The organism is Ruegeria sp. AP12 (assembly GCF_056540025.1).
Window position 1 is genome coordinate 1,522,147 of the sequence record NZ_JBQFVZ010000001.1, and the last position, 15,513, is coordinate 1,537,659.

General features: G+C 52.7%; 15 protein-coding genes. 6 read left to right on the forward strand and 9 right to left on the reverse strand.

All coding sequences use genetic code 11. The features are described 5' to 3' along the window. Positions 1-3: 3 nt before the first annotated feature. The 6 genes from ACR0E6_RS07455 to ACR0E6_RS07480 form a co-directional block, all read right to left on the reverse strand. Complete coding sequence (locus ACR0E6_RS07455) at positions 4-417, reverse strand: hypothetical protein (RefSeq protein WP_170375242.1); 414 nt, start codon at positions 415-417, stop codon at positions 4-6. A gap of 13 nt (positions 418-430) precedes the next feature. Further along, positions 431-1,795, reverse strand: coding sequence for an FMN-binding glutamate synthase family protein (locus ACR0E6_RS07460; RefSeq protein ID WP_170555555.1), 1,365 nt, complete (start codon positions 1,793-1,795; stop codon positions 431-433). Positions 1,796-1,848: 53 nt separating this feature from the next. After that, positions 1,849-2,718 (reverse strand): GltB/FmdC/FwdC-like GXGXG domain-containing protein, encoded by an 870-nt coding sequence (locus ACR0E6_RS07465; RefSeq protein WP_480582046.1) that lies wholly within the window; start codon positions 2,716-2,718, stop codon positions 1,849-1,851. Then, the gene (locus ACR0E6_RS07470) at positions 2,706-3,638 is read right to left on the reverse strand and encodes a class II glutamine amidotransferase domain-containing protein (RefSeq protein WP_170375236.1); all 933 of its coding nucleotides are present in this window, start codon (positions 3,636-3,638) and stop codon (positions 2,706-2,708) included. Before ACR0E6_RS07470 ends, ACR0E6_RS07465 begins: the two co-directional genes overlap by 13 nt. Positions 3,639-3,725: 87 nt before the next feature. Continuing rightward, positions 3,726-5,201 carry a glutamine synthetase family protein gene (locus ACR0E6_RS07475; protein ID WP_480582049.1) on the reverse strand — a complete coding sequence of 492 codons (1,476 nt, stop codon included), beginning with the start codon at positions 5,199-5,201 and terminating at the stop codon, positions 3,726-3,728. A gap of 68 nt (positions 5,202-5,269) precedes the next feature. Then, entirely contained in the window at positions 5,270-6,613 is a 1,344-nt protein-coding gene (locus ACR0E6_RS07480) for an NAD(P)/FAD-dependent oxidoreductase (RefSeq protein WP_170375232.1), read from the reverse strand. A gap of 138 nt (positions 6,614-6,751) precedes the next feature. On the opposite strand from ACR0E6_RS07480, the gene ACR0E6_RS07485 reads away from it, so the two are divergent. Next, positions 6,752-7,426, forward strand: a complete 675-nt coding sequence (locus ACR0E6_RS07485) for an FCD domain-containing protein (RefSeq protein ID WP_170375230.1) — start codon at positions 6,752-6,754, stop codon at positions 7,424-7,426. 449 nt (positions 7,427-7,875) lie between these two features. On the opposite strand, the gene ACR0E6_RS07490 is transcribed toward ACR0E6_RS07485, so the two are convergent. After that, positions 7,876-8,598 (reverse strand): type 1 glutamine amidotransferase, encoded by a 723-nt coding sequence (locus ACR0E6_RS07490; RefSeq protein ID WP_170555561.1) that lies wholly within the window; start codon positions 8,596-8,598, stop codon positions 7,876-7,878. Positions 8,599-8,843: 245 nt separating this feature from the next. On the opposite strand from ACR0E6_RS07490, the gene ACR0E6_RS07495 reads away from it, so the two are divergent. Further along, positions 8,844-9,581, forward strand: coding sequence for a DUF1194 domain-containing protein (locus ACR0E6_RS07495; protein WP_170375226.1), 738 nt, complete (start codon positions 8,844-8,846; stop codon positions 9,579-9,581). Between the two features lie 326 nt (positions 9,582-9,907). On the opposite strand, the gene ACR0E6_RS07500 is transcribed toward ACR0E6_RS07495, so the two are convergent. Then, complete coding sequence (locus ACR0E6_RS07500) at positions 9,908-10,282, reverse strand: cupin domain-containing protein (protein ID WP_170375224.1); 375 nt, start codon at positions 10,280-10,282, stop codon at positions 9,908-9,910. A gap of 226 nt (positions 10,283-10,508) precedes the next feature. On the opposite strand from ACR0E6_RS07500, the gene ACR0E6_RS07505 reads away from it, so the two are divergent. After that, positions 10,509-11,693, forward strand: a complete 1,185-nt coding sequence (locus tag ACR0E6_RS07505) for an amidohydrolase (RefSeq protein ID WP_480582053.1) — start codon at positions 10,509-10,511, stop codon at positions 11,691-11,693. Positions 11,694-11,979: 286 nt separating this feature from the next. On the opposite strand, the gene ACR0E6_RS07510 is transcribed toward ACR0E6_RS07505, so the two are convergent. Beyond that, positions 11,980-12,396, reverse strand: a complete 417-nt coding sequence (locus ACR0E6_RS07510) for a MerR family transcriptional regulator (RefSeq protein WP_480582056.1) — start codon at positions 12,394-12,396, stop codon at positions 11,980-11,982. A 72-nt stretch (positions 12,397-12,468) separates the two neighbouring features. Here ACR0E6_RS07510 and ACR0E6_RS07515 point away from each other — a divergent pair, with 72 nt between their 5' ends. From ACR0E6_RS07515 to ACR0E6_RS07525, 3 genes are all read left to right on the forward strand, one after another. Next, positions 12,469-13,104, forward strand: coding sequence for a cation efflux transmembrane domain-containing protein (locus ACR0E6_RS07515; protein WP_170459099.1), 636 nt, complete (start codon positions 12,469-12,471; stop codon positions 13,102-13,104). Between the two features lie 390 nt (positions 13,105-13,494). Next, positions 13,495-14,577, forward strand: a complete 1,083-nt coding sequence (gene rsgA / locus ACR0E6_RS07520; RefSeq protein ID WP_171181864.1) for a ribosome small subunit-dependent GTPase A — start codon at positions 13,495-13,497, stop codon at positions 14,575-14,577. A gap of 4 nt (positions 14,578-14,581) precedes the next feature. Then, entirely contained in the window at positions 14,582-15,352 is a 771-nt protein-coding gene (locus tag ACR0E6_RS07525) for a VOC family protein (RefSeq protein ID WP_480582060.1), read from the forward strand. Positions 15,353-15,513 lie beyond the last annotated feature (161 nt).

A 15,513-nucleotide genomic window follows, 5' to 3' on the forward strand; every position in this document is an offset into this window, starting at 1 on the left:
GAATTAGAACTTTTTGTAAGCCTTTCTAAGCATGACCAACGGGTGACGGTCGGACATTTGAAACTTCAACAATAGCTCTCGCGCAATCATGTCACGGTCCTGCTGATTGTCGGGAAGTTCGATGCTGTCCGGTATCCGAACCCATCCGTTGATATTTCGGTCAAAGACCGCAGGTTTACCTTCCTCGTAACCCATGTGAATGTCTTCGAGCCAATTCAAGTCGTCCCAGCCCATGAACTCTATGTAGTCCTTGAGGAAAGGCGTGAGCCGGCTGTAATCCGGCACAAGATTCACATCGTATCGGTAGCCAATATGCTGCCCAATTTCTTTCTCACGCTCTGATTCAAGTCCATCCGCATCATTGATGAACTGGTTGACGTCCTTGATTTCAGACCCTCGATACTGTGTTCCGGCCATAGCTCAGGTCTCCTTAAAGGTGATGATAGTCTTCGACGCCGACGGTGTGGCTTGTGCCAGCCAATGGGACTCCGGCCATAGCTGAAGCTTCCATGGTCAGTGCCGCCAAATCTTCAGGCTCAAGCGAATGCAGATGCGTTTTTCCGCAAGCGCGGGCAAACAGCTGCGCCTCAATCGTCAGAGTATGCAGGAAGTTGTAGACACGCTCTGCCGCTTCATCAGGGTCAAGGCGTTGGCGCAGAAGGGGATCTTGTGTTGCTACACCAACAGGGCAACGGCCTGTGTGGCAGTGATAGCAATAACCTGGCTCCGCCCCGATTTCCTCGGGGTAGTTGGCCTCAGGGATGTCCTTGTTACAATTGAGCGCCATCATCGCCGAATGCCCGATCGCGATTGCGTCCGCGCCGAGAGCAATCGCCTTAGCGATATCCGCACCGTTGCGGATGCCGCCAGCGTAGATCAAAGTAATGTCGCCCCGCTTTCCAAGATCATCAATCGCTTTGCGCGCCTGGCGGATTGCGGCCATACCGGGAACCCCGGTATCTTCGGTCGCAAGGTGTGGACCCGCGCCGGTGCCACCTTCCATACCGTCAATGTATATCGAGTCCGGATCGCATTTTACGGCCATTCGCACATCGTCATAGACTCGGGCAGCGCCAAGTTTCAGTTGGATCGGAATTTGCCAGTCTGTCGCTTCGCGTATTTCCTGGATTTTCAGCGCGAGGTCGTCCGGCCCTAACCAATCTGGATGGCGAGCTGGCGAACGTTGGTCGATACCGGCGGGCAACGAGCGCATTTCGGCAACTTGGTCAGTCACCTTTTGCCCCATCAGGTGGCCACCTAGACCAACCTTACATCCCTGTCCAATGAAGAACTCGCAACCATCTGCAAGCACCAGATGGTGAGGATTAAACCCATAGCGCGACTGAATACACTGATAGAACCATTTCGACGAATACCGACGTTCGTCAGGGATCATACCACCCTCGCCCGAGCAGGTGGCGGTACCCGCCATCGTCGCCCCACGCGCCAAAGCAGTTTTCGCCTCATACGACAAGGCACCAAAACTCATGCCTGTTATGTAGACCGGAATATCCAGTTCCAACGGCCTTTTCGCACGCGGTCCGATGACCGTTTTTGTTTCGCATTTCTCGCGATAACCTTCGATAACAAAGCGCGTCAGTGTGCCGGGAAGAAAAGTCAGATCGTCCCAGTGCGGAATTTTTTTGAACAGCGAGAAACCTCGCATTCTGTAACGGCCAAGTTCGGACTTGATGTGAATGTCGTCCATGACCCGCGGCGGGAAAATGAAGCTGTCTCCGATACGGTTCACATCACGATCGAGAACTTTCTTGGTTGGCGGGTTTCCATCTGCCATGTTTTATACCTTTCAAAGGGTTATCGGGCATCCTTGGCGAGCAAGGCCGTCCCTTAGAGGATGAGCTTTTTCTCGTTCGGTTCGAGGTTGTCGTAGTTCCAGAGCTGTTTGCCCGCGACTACTTTGGTAAAGTGATCGAAACCGTTGTCTGGCATCATCCCGTACTGGGTGAGTTTTCTCGTCAACCAAGCCTTGTCGAGGTCGGTCAGTTCAGCCTCAACCGCATCGACGCCTAAGGACTGAATATCGCCCCCGATGTAGATCGTGCCGTCGTACATCGAGTCACCGAGGTTCTTTCCGGCATTGCCGCAAACAACCATCCGGCCGCGCTGCATCATGAAACCAGAAAGCGCACCAGTATCACCGCCTACGATGATCGTCCCGCCTTTCATGTCGATGCCAGTACGTGATCCAACAGAACCTCGGCACACAAGATCACCGCCACGAATAGCTGCTCCAAATGTGGACCCAGCGTTTTTTTCCACAATCACTGTGCCGGACATCATATTCTCGCCGCAGGACCAGCCTACGCGTCCATTGATCCGCACGTTGGGCCCATCGATCAGGCCGACCGCAAAGTACCCTGTCGAACCTTCGACGATCAGGTTGAGTTTATTCAGGATCCCAACACCAAGGCTGTGCATGCCGCGCGGGTTCTTGATAACAATGGAACCGTAACCTTCTTCCATCAGCGACCGGATATTTGCATTGACCTCCGTCGCGGTCATCTCGTCGCAATCAAGCTCAGTCCGTTTGTTGAAATCAACGTCAGGTGCCCAGGGATAGGCAAACCGTTCGGTCGCATCCGGGTCGAATTCGATATACATGGACCGCCCTGTTAGCTGATCCGTTGTCATGCCCAAAGCTTTGACCCGTTCCTCTTGGGTCATTCCCTTCAGGTCTGCATCGCTTACGCTTGCCATACGCGAACCTCCTCGTCGTAGGGATCGGTAGTGTCGATTTCATGAGGCAGGATCGCGCGGATCGCGACCTCTTCTGAGGCCATAGCGATTAGGTCGTCGCTCTCGTAAAGGACCAGCGGTTTGGCAGCCATTGTGTCCTTGGCCATGCCCAATTGATCCTTGGTGCAAACAAGATAGGTGAAAACACCATCGATCTCATCAATCGAACGCCTTAGGCTTTCCTCCAGCGTTACGCCGTTGGCAAGGTTGTGCGCTGTGTAGACTGCCAGCAACTCGCTGTCGCAGTTCGACATAAAACGGTGCCCTTTCCGTTCCATCTCGCGACGCATAATCCAGTAGTTTGTAATTTGTCCGTTATGAACGACCGAGACGTCGTTGTACGGGAAGGCCCAATAGGGATGCGCGGATTTGATATCGACGTCGGACTCTGTTGCCATCCGAGTGTGGCCGATACCATGCGTGCCCCGAAAATCACTCAGGCCATAGGCCTCGGCGACAACGGATGCATCGCCGAGATCCTTGATCAGCTCCAAACCGTTTCCAAGCGAGAGGATCTCAACATCATCGATCTCCTCGATGTGTTCCGCCATCTCCCCTGTATTTCCGTCGTGGGTCAAAACATAGCGCAGCGCATAAGGACGTACGCGTTCCTTGTGCTTTACGTTCGCGCCATGCTCTTCAAGGATCGCGTCGACCTGAGCCAGACGCTCTTCCAGAACGTCATGGATGCCGCGACCGCGATCCATGTCCTCTGCTTCCGCAATCTTGACCCGCATCACATAGTCTTCTGCATCTTCGCGATAGACTGCATAGCCGGTTGAATCCGGTCCACGATGCTTAAGCGACTGAAGCATTGCCGTCATCTCACCGCCGACATTCGACGCTCCTTTGAGATGAATTAGTCCAACAATTCCGCACATTTGACCTGCGCTCCTCCTGCAAATTCTTCAACTAGCTGGTTTGATGGTTGGGCTGGCGTCGTGCGAGACTCGCCCAAAAGCCTCCGGTTAAGGCAGGCACTCCATATACATTTCGTTATCCCATTCGGTGACGGTGGACATGAAGCGTGCAAACTCATCGCGTTTGTACTCTTCGTAAAGGCGGTACATTTCGCCCGGCATGCCACGCTTGACCACCTCGTTTGCATCCAGATGATCCAAAGCCTCGCCAAGGGACATCGGAAGCTTCTTCACTTCTTTACCTTCGGCCATCGCCTCATAGATATTGCGTTCTTCAGGCTCACCAGGATCGAGATTGTTATCCAGCCCGTCATCCATGGCCGCCAATAGAGTTGAACCCATAATGTATGGGTTCACCATCGAGTCGACTGAGCGATACTCAAAACGTCCCGGCGCCGAAACGCGAAGGCCAGTCGTTCGGTTCTGAAAACCCCAGTCTGCAAATACAGGAGCCCAAAAACCTGTATCCCACAAGCGCCGATAGGAGTTCACAGTGGAACACCCAATGGCCGTCAAAGCCTGGAGATGGGTGACAACCCCACCGATGGCCTTCAACCCTTCCTTTCCGGGCATCTGAGGATCATCGGTGTCGGGCATGAACGTGTTCTCACCACCCTTCACGTACATGTAGTTTTCTTTCATCCCTGGCAAATCGTCCGGATTGTTGCCGGTGCGAACGAACTCATCTTCGCCGCCTCTCCAAAGACTCATGTTGTGATGACAGCCACTGGCTGAAACACCCATGAAAGGTTTCGTCATAAAGCAGGCGAAGATTCCGTTCTCGCGCGCCACCTGCGCACAGATTTGGCGGTATGTCGTCAACCTGTCGGCGTTGCGCAACACGTCGTCGAACATCCAGTTCAGTTCAAGCTGGCCTGGCGCATCCTCATGGTCGCCTTGGATCATATCCAAGCCCATCTGGCGAGCATATCGGATCACCTGCATGGAAACAGGTCTTAGACTCTCGAACTGGTCGATGTGATAGCAGTATGGTTTTGAAAACCCGTCGCGTGGTTTGCCGTCTTCGTCAAACTTCAGCCACATCATTTCGGGCTCAGTGCCGATCCGCAGCTTTGTTCCATGTTTTTTGGTGAATTCTTCATGCAACCGACGCAGGTTTCCGCGGCAATCTGAAGTAAGATAACCACCCGGATTTTCTTTTTCCTCTCGGTTCCGGAACAATGTGCAATAGAAACGCCCGATCGTAGGAGCCCAGGGCAGTTGCATAAACGTTTCCGGTTCAGGAATGCCTACAAGTTCAGCTGCTTCCGGACCATATCCAAGATAGTTGCCAGCACGATCCGTGAAGAGGTTTACCGTCGCCCCGTAGACAAGCTGGAACCCTTTCTTGGCAACGGTTTCCCAGTGATCAGCTGGGATACCTTTCCCCATGATCTTTCCAGTGACCGACACGAATTGAAGGTAGAGATACTCAATGCCTTTGGCATTGATCATTTCCCGTACCTGCTTGATTTTCTCATCGCGTCCCGGCGCGTCTACAAATCTTTCAAGATCGGTGGCCACTTTCTATCTCCTTGCTGGCTTGACGGAGCACTCTTCCGGCGCTCTTCAATGCGAACTTGGTATTTCTGTTAACTCCACGGATAAGGGCTGTTGGACACAGGGTGCAGTTCACCCTTGGCGAACCGATCAAATCGGAACGGCTCCAGAAGTTCCTGTCGTTCCCCAAGCACTTCGTCCGCAATCAGGTGACCAACACCCAGCATTTTCCAACCGTGGTTACTGTCTGCAATCACTGTGACGTTTTCTCGGAAATGATCGAAAACCGGGAAACTGTCCGCCGTGAAACAGCCGATCCCTCCCGATGCTTCCTTGTGGTACTTTGGCATCATACCTTCATAGCGCGCCTGACAATGGGCGAGTGCACTCACCCACATATGAGCAAATTCATGGCTTGAAACAAATTCCGGAGAAGACGGTCCGTAAGGATCGATTTGCACTTCGTCTACGGGGGTTTCAACTTTGTAGGGGCTCGCCCCCCCCTGGATACCTCCAAAATGCCAATCGGGCTTGTAATAGATGCCCCACATCTCTTCTGTGATAATGGAACCATCGACGGTCGATTTCAGGGGCGCATCGGTATCCACATGTATGACTGGCGCAAGGCTACCGTCATCAGCCCGCCCGATGTTCGGATCAATATTCAGCACGCCTTCTTCAAGTTGCCAAAAGCGCCACATATCTACGCCTTCGTGCACCTCACCTTGCAGATCCTTAACAGTAATCTGGCCGGGCAAGTCGAGCATTGACCAGAAGTTGCGGACCCAGGGGCCAGCACCGATGATGACGCGTTCACATGAAATTTTGCCCTTGTCCGTTTCAACGGCCTGAATCGCACCAGACCCGTTCATGGCTTCGAAGCCGACGACCTCGACCCCGGTAATGATACGGACACCAAGCGCTTCGACCTTTTCCGCAAGTGCGTACATTGTCTTGGTTTGATTAGAAAAACCACCACGCTTTTCGTGCAATACGGATGTTATTTTTTGGGCTTGCCAGTCCCCAAAATAGCCACGCATGTACGACGTGCAGGCGTTTTCACCTTCAATGAAGACGCTTTCATAACCAATCGCCTGCTGCTGTGCATAAATCGACCCCACGTCTTCGCGCATGCTTTCGGAAGATATTTGCATGTAACCGACGGGGTGGTACGATAGCCCTTCTGGATCACTTTCCCAGACATCAACCGAATGGGCCATGAGCTTGCGCATTGCAGGCTGGAAATAGTTGTTGCGAACTACTCCGCAGGCAATCCCAGAAGCTCCTGCAGCGATACCGCTTTTATCCAGAACGACAATGCGGCCCTCAATTTCTTCGCCACGTTCTTTCAACCTTTCAGCCAGCTTCCAAGCCGTAGATATGCCATGGATACCTGCACCGATGATCACGTAGTCTGCATGTTGAGGGAATGCCATGAGTTTCCTCGTCATTGGGTCACGCTAGGAAGAAGAGCCGCACCGCAAACCAAAATCAACAACTTTTGAACCAATAATTGCCTTTTGGGCTAAAAAATGCAAAATTGGTTCATTATTGGACTATAAAATGGATCACAAATGGGAAGACGAAGTTTCTCCGACGTTGCAACAGAGCTGAGACGTGCGATCGAAGAAGGAGAATTTCAGCGATTCGAGCGGTTGCCGCCGTCGAGAGTATTGGCGGAAAAGCTAGGGGTCGCGCGAAACACGCTGCGCGACGCGCTCTACCAACTCGAGAAGGAAGGGTTGTTGGAAACCCGCGCCGGGAGCGGCACTTATGTTACGGCCGCAAAACAGGATGTTGTTCCACCGGCCGTTGAAGAAGCTACTCCATTGGAACTGATCGACGCCCGCTTTGCTTTGGAACCACATATCTGCCGCCTAAGCGTTCTGCACGGTAGGCGAGAAGACTTTGAGGCACTGGAAGCGCTTTGCACACAAATGGAGGCGGCACAGACCGATCCTGTTTTATTTGCCGAGGCAGACACGGCTTTTCACCGCAGGTTGGCCGCGTCGACGAGAAACAACCTTCTAATTTGGTTGATTAGTCAGATTAATACAGTGCGATCCTTGGACGAGTGGACCCGCATGCGTCATCTCACACTCGAAGAAGAGATTATCCAACAATACAATGCGCAGCACCGCGAAGTTCTCAACGCATTGCGCTCACGTGAACCCGAGCGCGCCGCTGTCAAAATGAAAGAGCATCTAGAAACTGCACGTTTGTCGCTTATGCGTGCAGCGGAAGCGTAGTGCGCTTGCCCAGTCCAAACCTAAGGTCTCTCGGCGCAATCTGCGCCGGAGTATTTGGCGTACTACCCGTTCTTGCGCTGGCAAGTGAATGCGAGACAGTCGACGCGTTGAACCGCTTTACCGCTTCGGGTACGGCACCCGAAGGCGCAGTTTGCGCAACCTATTTATCGTCTTTTTCGACAACCGGAGTTTCCTGTTACTGGAGCCACGCCTATAGGAGCCCTTCCGCAGAAGATCAGGCTTCGGCAATGTGGACCACGCTGACGAAATGCAGAAATGGCAGTCTTTTGAAGCCAGATGAGCAGGTGAACCACCCCGACAGCTACGACCTAAGGGAATGGGCGCATGAAAAAGGTGTGTATGCTATATCTATCAAAGACAAGGCTGGCCAAAACAGAACGCTCGTCTTCCTTCGTTTCGAGCCAGGTCGAGCACAACACTTTGACTGATTACTGAGCCTGCGCAGACGTTTGCATCCAATTGATGTAGAGTCGTTCTGCCATAGCATTGAACTCCGGCATATGCTTAGAAACATCGGCAGCAAGACGTCCGGTAGCGTTCTCGCCCATAGCGTCATCCAATGCTGACCGGTACTCGGGGATTTCGGCCCAATTGGAAACCGTGTCTTTTTCTACTTCGATGTGGAATTGCGCAGAATAGGCACGCGTCCCCCATTTCATCGCTTGAACGGCGCAGTCTGGTGAAGTTGCAAGGCAAGTTGCCCCCGGAGGCATTAGCGTAACTTCCGCCGAATGCCATTGAAGACATGGAAAGCGATCCGGCAAACCATCTAGTATGACGCCAGAAGCTCCTTCCTCGGTAAGCTGAACGTCCATAACACCGATCTCAGGTTTCTCAGATGGCCCCACGCTTCCCCCCAAGGCTTCGGCCAATAACTGATGCCCCAGACACAACCCTAGAAAAGGCAGACCTCTGACTTCTACGGCCTCGCGAATGAAAGCCTTTTCGTCTTTCAGCCATGGATGAGCGTCTTCCTGCCAAACGTCCATGGGACCGCCCATCACCCACAGACCTTCGTATCCGTCCAGTGAAGGCAATTGTTGTTTCTGATCCAGTTCGACCACATCATAACTGTGACCGTCCTCTCTAAGGAAATTGCGGAAAACGCCTGGATGTTCGACGGTCGCGTGCTGCAATACTAGAAGCTTCATAGCCCTTCCTTTTTCAGATCAACTTAATTGTAGAACGATTTTTTCCTGTTGCGAAAGGTCGTGGGTGTTATCCACCAACTCAACAAGTGTCTCCCGGCCACAAACAGACAGCGACAAACACAACCTGCGGCTCGACGTCAAAACGAGTTTACTTTCGTCAAAACCCAGAGGCTTCAAAAAGACCAAAAAAAAAACCGGTCCATGCAAACCACTAGCTATTGAACAAAAACCTGCGAAGATCGGGCATGCGTAGACTAACCATCCTTGTACTGTATTCATCGTTGCTGATGCCAGCGCTTGTACGAGCAGAACCGTGCCGACTGGCGCTTGTACTTGCGTTGGATGTATCTGGCTCCGTAGACGAAGTTGAATATGCGCAACAATTGAATGGTCTTTCCTACGCACTGAACAACGCCGAAGTACGGGCAACTATTTTGAAGGAACCTGAAACCCCGGTTCACCTTGCTGTCTTTGAATGGAGTTCCCAAAATCATCAGTTTTTGATTCAACCTTGGACAATACTAGACAGTCAGAACGCGATCGACGCCGCTATTGATCGAATTCGGTCGTATCGCAAGAAGCGTGCAGGCTTAAAGACGGCGCTTAGCACTGCACTATTGTTTGCAGGCGAACTTCTCGAAGAAAAAAAGGAATGCTGGCAAAAGACCGTGGACGTGTCGGGAGATGGCAAAAACAACATAGGCCCACCTCCTAAGCGCGTTTACGAACTCAATATTTTTACGAACGTAACAGTCAATGCTTTGGTAGTGGGGGATCCGAAGCCAGAAAAAAAAGGCAACGTGGGTGAATGGTTAACTCAAAATGAGCTTCAAAGATATTTTGAGCGTGAGGTTATCCATGGGAGTGCAGCATTTGCAATGATTGCGAATGGATACGAAGACTATGCTCAAGCGATGAAAAGAAAACTAATAAGGGAAACCACCCTACCCGTTTTTGGCCACAGCGGATACCCGCCTCGCTAGACCTTACGTTTGAATGGACTGGCTACTATGGATTTTTCATACGAGATGCTTGGAAAACGGGTGAAAAAGAATTCAACGAACGGCGCATACACAAGTGGACTATTCGTAAATTGCGTCGGGCAACGGCCAGAAACAGGAAATCCGGTGGCAATTGTGACCCGATATCAAAAAGCCTCTGCAGGAGTAGACATTGGTAGATGTTTTGGTCTCAATACACTATCCTAAATGAATAACATGGCCGCACAGTGGATCAAGCTGCCGATCGTTGTTGAGTAAAACCCGTTTTTTTGGCGGCGATAACTGCTTTCGCCAAAAATTGACTTGGCCTAATTGTCATTGCCCGGCGCTTTTTCCGCAGCTTCTGCATAGACGGCCACCAAACATCCGGTTTCCGTGTAAGACGAGTGCTCCGTCCCGGCTGCGAGCCAGACGACATCGCCTTGCCTGTAGGTGGTTCCGTCGTTGTCAATCAATTCGCCATCAACGATAAGAAATTCTTCCGCTCCCCCGTGTCGATGGGGTGTCGACCGAGCACCGGGTGCCATTCGGTAGATGTAAAAGCCAACATCTCGTTCTGAGTCGGGATTCAATTGAATGAAATGGGTGCCGGTTTCATTCAATCCTGAAGGATCGTAAGGTGAAAAGGCGGCGTCGTCGTAAACATTGGCGACTTTTCTTTGATTTGGCTTAATGACTTTCATTTGTGCCTCCTTCCATCAACAGTGATCAAACTACATGATGTCTAGGTGTTTTACACTGGGCAAACGGTCTAGGCGCTGTTTGGATAATGATGCCTTCCCAAGGCTCGGTGCGAACAATCACCAAAGTCATGCGAACGACCACAATGCGAACGACCACAATGCGAACAAAGACGGCTTTGGTTAAAAGCTATTGCTGTTTCGCTGAACGTGACGAAAGATAGATCACATGAACGACTACTCAGTTTCCGCTGAACTCGACGAGACAATGCGTCAATGGCGACAACACCTGCATCGAAACCCTGAATTTGGTTTCGAAGAAGAGGACACCGCACGCTTTGTTACCCAAAGACTACGTGAGATTGGCATCGAGGAGATTGAAACGGCTGTAGGCAACACGGGCGTTGTTGCCACGTTGCGCCTTGGAACCGGCGGCCGCACAATCGCGCTTCGCGCTGATATGGACTGCTTGAAGATCCAGGAAACCACTAATCTGTCCTACTCCTCGGCTAAACCAGGGCTCATGCACGCATGCGGCCATGATGGGCACACTACCATTCTGCTGGGTGCGGCGGCGGTCTTGGCCAGTGAAGGCGGTTTTGACGGTGCCGTAAAATTTGTGTTTCAACCCGCTGAAGAATGGGGTCAGGGAATGAACGCGATGATCCGTGACGGCCTCGGGTCGCGTTTCCCGTTCGACGAGATCTACGGCTTACATAACAAACCCGGATTGCCGGTGGGATCGTTTGAAGTGAGATCCGGGCCTTTCATGGGGGCGGAAGATGGGTTCCGGATCGTCGTGCGTGGTAGTGGTGGACATGCTTCTCGTCCACACGATTGTAAAGATGCAATCTTATGCGCTTGTTCGATTGTGAGCGAACTGCAAACTATCGTGGCTCGGGTGATTGACCCAGCTGAACTTGCTGTAGTCTCCGTTACGTCGATAGAGGGTGACAACGTGAAGAACGCGATCGCCAGCGAGGCCACAATAGAGGGCGATTGCCGTCATTTCAGTGACGACGTTAGTTTGCAGATCGAAGAAACCATGCGCCGTATCGCTGAAGGTACAGCCAAAGCTCATGGTTGCTCTGCCGAGATACGCTACGATCGGGTGTTTATCCCCCTAGTTAATGACGATCGTGCAACTCAGCACGCAATAGTAGCTGCAGAAGCAGTATTTGGACCTGGCAAAACCAACTCTAAAGCGCATCGCATGGGAGCTTCTGAGGATTTCGCACAGGCGCTAAGGTTAGCTCCGGGTGCATTTGTCAATATTGGAAACGGAAATAGCGCCCCATTGCATAGCCCCGAATACGACTTTAACGACGATGCAATCGTGCCGGGCGTCGAGTGGTTCGTGGAATTGGTCCGAAATCGCCTGCCGGTCACGACATCCCAAAACGAAAATGGCTAACTTCCAAGTAGGAAGAAAATGAACCGATCCAATTTGGGCTCAAAGTCGTCATCCGACGGCATTAGCGATTAGACCGGTTCGTGGCGCGGACTTTGCCGCCATCCACTCAGCGCACAACAGTGCCCGCACCCGGCAGCAGCAGACATTTAAGTCGAAAAACGAGGTGATATTGTGCGATGTCTGCTTTCACCGAGACCGGGCATTCAGCAAAATAGGCTTTATGTCCGAATTGCGGACTTAGCTGCCGTTAACTTTTAGCGGTCAAATGTCCGCTTCCCTCGGTGTTCTAGTGGTCTCTGTCGCACAAGCCGTGGTCGGCCAACGATGCTAATACGTAGCAGTCTTCGGAAACGCCTTTACCATTGCAGCCCTTCGATATCCGGTTGAGTTCCTTTTCAAGTGTTCGGAGGCGTTTGATCTTGGTGCGGACCTCTTCAAGTTGAGATGTTGCGATATCCGTCGCAGCCTCGCACGACCGGTCGGGGTGCTCCTGCAATTCGATCAGCGAAGAAATTGCTTCAATTGAAAACCCAAGATCACGCGCATGGGGGATGAAGCTCAGCCGCTCTAACCCAGCTTGGTCGTATCGTCTTTGGTTGCCTGACGTGCGCTCTGCCTCGGGCAGTAGTCCCATTTCCTCGTAATACCGGATGGTCGGAACTTTGACCTTTGTGCGCTTAGAAAGCTCGCCAATGGAAAACATGAAGAAACCTCTTGAACCTCTAGTCGCTAGAGACATTACATCATGAACAACCAAAGATGAAAGAGGATTCCCATGGCTGGTTGCTGCGGACATGACGCCAAGTTTGACGGTGTTTCAGATGACTACAAAAGACGGCTTTGGATCGTGATCGCGCTCAACGCGACGATGTTCTTTGTCGAGATGACAGCGGGTCATTTGGCCAAATCCCAAGCGCTCCAGGCAGACGCACTCGACTTCGCAGGCGATGCGCTCACCTACGGCATTTCGCTTGCTGTTATCGGGGCCTCTCTCCGCGCAAGAACGAATGCAGCACTGTTCAAAGGCATCAGCCTTCTGATGATGGGCCTTTGGGTGTTCGGATCGACTGTCTATCGCGTCTTCTTTGTGGGCGTTCCAACTGCAGAGATAATGGGGGGCGTCGGCTTTCTCGCGTTGCTTACCAATCTAGCAAGCGTCTTGCTTTTGGTCCGCTACAAAGATGGTGATGCCAATGTTCGGTCGGTTTGGCTGTGTTCGCGCAATGACGCGATTGGGAACGTGGCAGTGATGTTTGCAGCACTTGGTGTCTGGGGCACGTCAACAGGTTGGCCTGATCTTGTCGTGGCAACCGTCATGGCCGGGCTCTTTCTGTCGTCTGCCTTCCAAATTGTGCGCCAAGCCTTGGCTGAGCGCCGGGAAATGACCGACCATAAGCACGCGGAAGCATGATGCTGCCGACCAAGCGCAAAAACAGACCTTCGCCATAGCGCGGCTTCTTGGGGGGTATAGGCTCGAAGTAGTTATTCGTGAAATGACTGCTCAGCGGACAAAGCTGACATAGTCTTTTTCCTGTTGAATTGCTGCTACGGTAACTGAAGAAGAGTTCCAAATCAGCCGTCAACTGTTGTGTTGTGCACGCGTTCATCCTATGTGCACATAATCTGAAATGGAGATTTCATGTCCCGGTAAGGAAGGGAGGCAGCGCGCCTCCCGGAGCACATTCAACATCTGAAGAAACACCGTCACATTATGGCCGACGGTGAGTTTTGATGTGCAAACTTTTTTCTCACCAACAGCGCCCAGATCAGACTTGGGCCAGAGACATGAAAGTGACACCCTATGATAAGGGATTACTCAGACTTCCTTCCGCTTCGCGCACGCAACGCCGGAAGACACTCCGACTTCAACCCTCTTCAGGCATTGGGATGGCAACCGTTTTTCGCCCAGCAGATCAGCGTAGAAGATTTGTCGGTGACACCGCCCGTTCGAATTGTCGAAGTGCATCGCAATGGCCTGCACGCCCTCGGTGACGGCATCGATACGATACTTCCGCCCAGAGCCGATGTAACTGTAGGGGACTGGCTGATGCTGGATCCTTTGCGCCCGCGATCCAGTCGGGTTCTAGAGCGCACGAGCCTCATCAAACGGCGTGCGCCCGGAACCGACCGGCAGGAACAACTGATCGCGGCGAACATTGATACCGCCTTTATCGTCACGTCCTGCAATCAGGATTTCAAAGTGGCCCGGCTGGAACGCTATGCAGCTCTCACTTTTGAGGCAGGGATCACGCCTGTCATCGTCGTCACAAAGACCGACCTCCTGACGGACTCGCAAAGCTACATCGACACGGCCCGCACGGTGTCGGACATGATCGATGTGGTCGCACTTGACGCCCGCGGAGACGCGCCCCGGACAAAACTGACTTCTTGGTGCAGGCCCGGCAAGACGGTGGCGTTTCTCGGCTCATCTGGCGTTGGGAAATCGACGTTAGCCAATGCATTGCTCCAGAGCCAATCCATCGAGACCCAATCTATTCGCGAGGACGACGCCAAGGGGCGGCATACGACAACGCGGCGCGAGCTCCATGCAATGCCCAATGGATGTCTGATACTGGACACCCCGGGTATGCGGGAATTGCAGCTCACCGATGCAGCTGACGGCATTGATGATCTCTTTGCCGACATTCAGGAGTTGGCCGTGCGGTGTCGATTCAGGGACTGCCAGCACGAATCCGAGCCGGGATGCGCTGTTCTGAAGGCTATCGATGAGGGTGCTCTTGATGGCGGTCGTCTTAGCAGATGGCGCAAGCTCATGGCCGAAGACGCCTTCAATTCCGCGAGTCTTGCGGAACGAAGGTCGCGCGACAAGGCGTTCGGGAAGATGGTCCGCGGTGTCAAAAAGCTCAAAGATGTCAGGAAGTAAGACGATGACACAGTCGAAAGCAGGTCAATTCGTATGGCATGACCTTTTCACATCGGACAGGACATGTTCGATGGCATTCTACCAGCACGTCGCCAACTGGACGTATGAAGTCGAGCGGGCATCGGATTTTGCATGGGGTGGCGGCGAGCAGGATTTCGTCCTTGCCCTTTCCGGTGACGAAGCGGGTGCGGGATTGATTGAGACGCCCCTGGAGCAGGAAAATGGCTGGATCTCTTACATCGAAGTTCCCGATGTGGACATAGCGATCAACCGCGTCGGTACACTCGGAGGTAAGATCGTTCGGGAGCCATTCGAGGTGCCGGGTGTCGGTCGCAATGCGCTCGTCCGCGATCCGCTCGGTGCTCTAGTGGGGATTTCTTTGTCTCGGCACACTTTCCCCGTACCGCAAAGGCAGTTCGGCCCTGAAGTGTATGTCAGCAACGGGAATGACTTTCCGCAAGCGTTCTACATCGAACTCTTCGGATGGCAGGTTTCTCCCCAGCGGGGCAAGGATTGCGTCACCCTCCTCGAGCCTCAGGGCCAACTTGTTGCAATCCAGCATGCCGCGACTTGGTCAACTGCCTCAAACGCATCTTGGGTTCCTTGCATCAAGGTTGCTTCAGTCTCCGATGCCTCCCGTGCTGCCGAAACCAAAGGGGCGCGTCTGGCTTCTGTGAATGATAATGAAACCGTTCAAGCCGATAGCCCCATCCTGTGTGATCCAAACGGTGCGCCGTTTGCTCTCGGCGTTAAGCAGACAACGAATCTCTATTAGCTTGCCAAATTCTTCACAGGAATTGCAGAGCGGACATTTGCCCGCTCTGCAGCATCCGTGACTCAGGGCTCAAAGCCGTCATCCGACGGCATTAGCGATTAGACCGGTTTGTGGCTGCGAGCGGTCATTGGGGCCGCTCTCAGGATTGGTCCGACATCGGC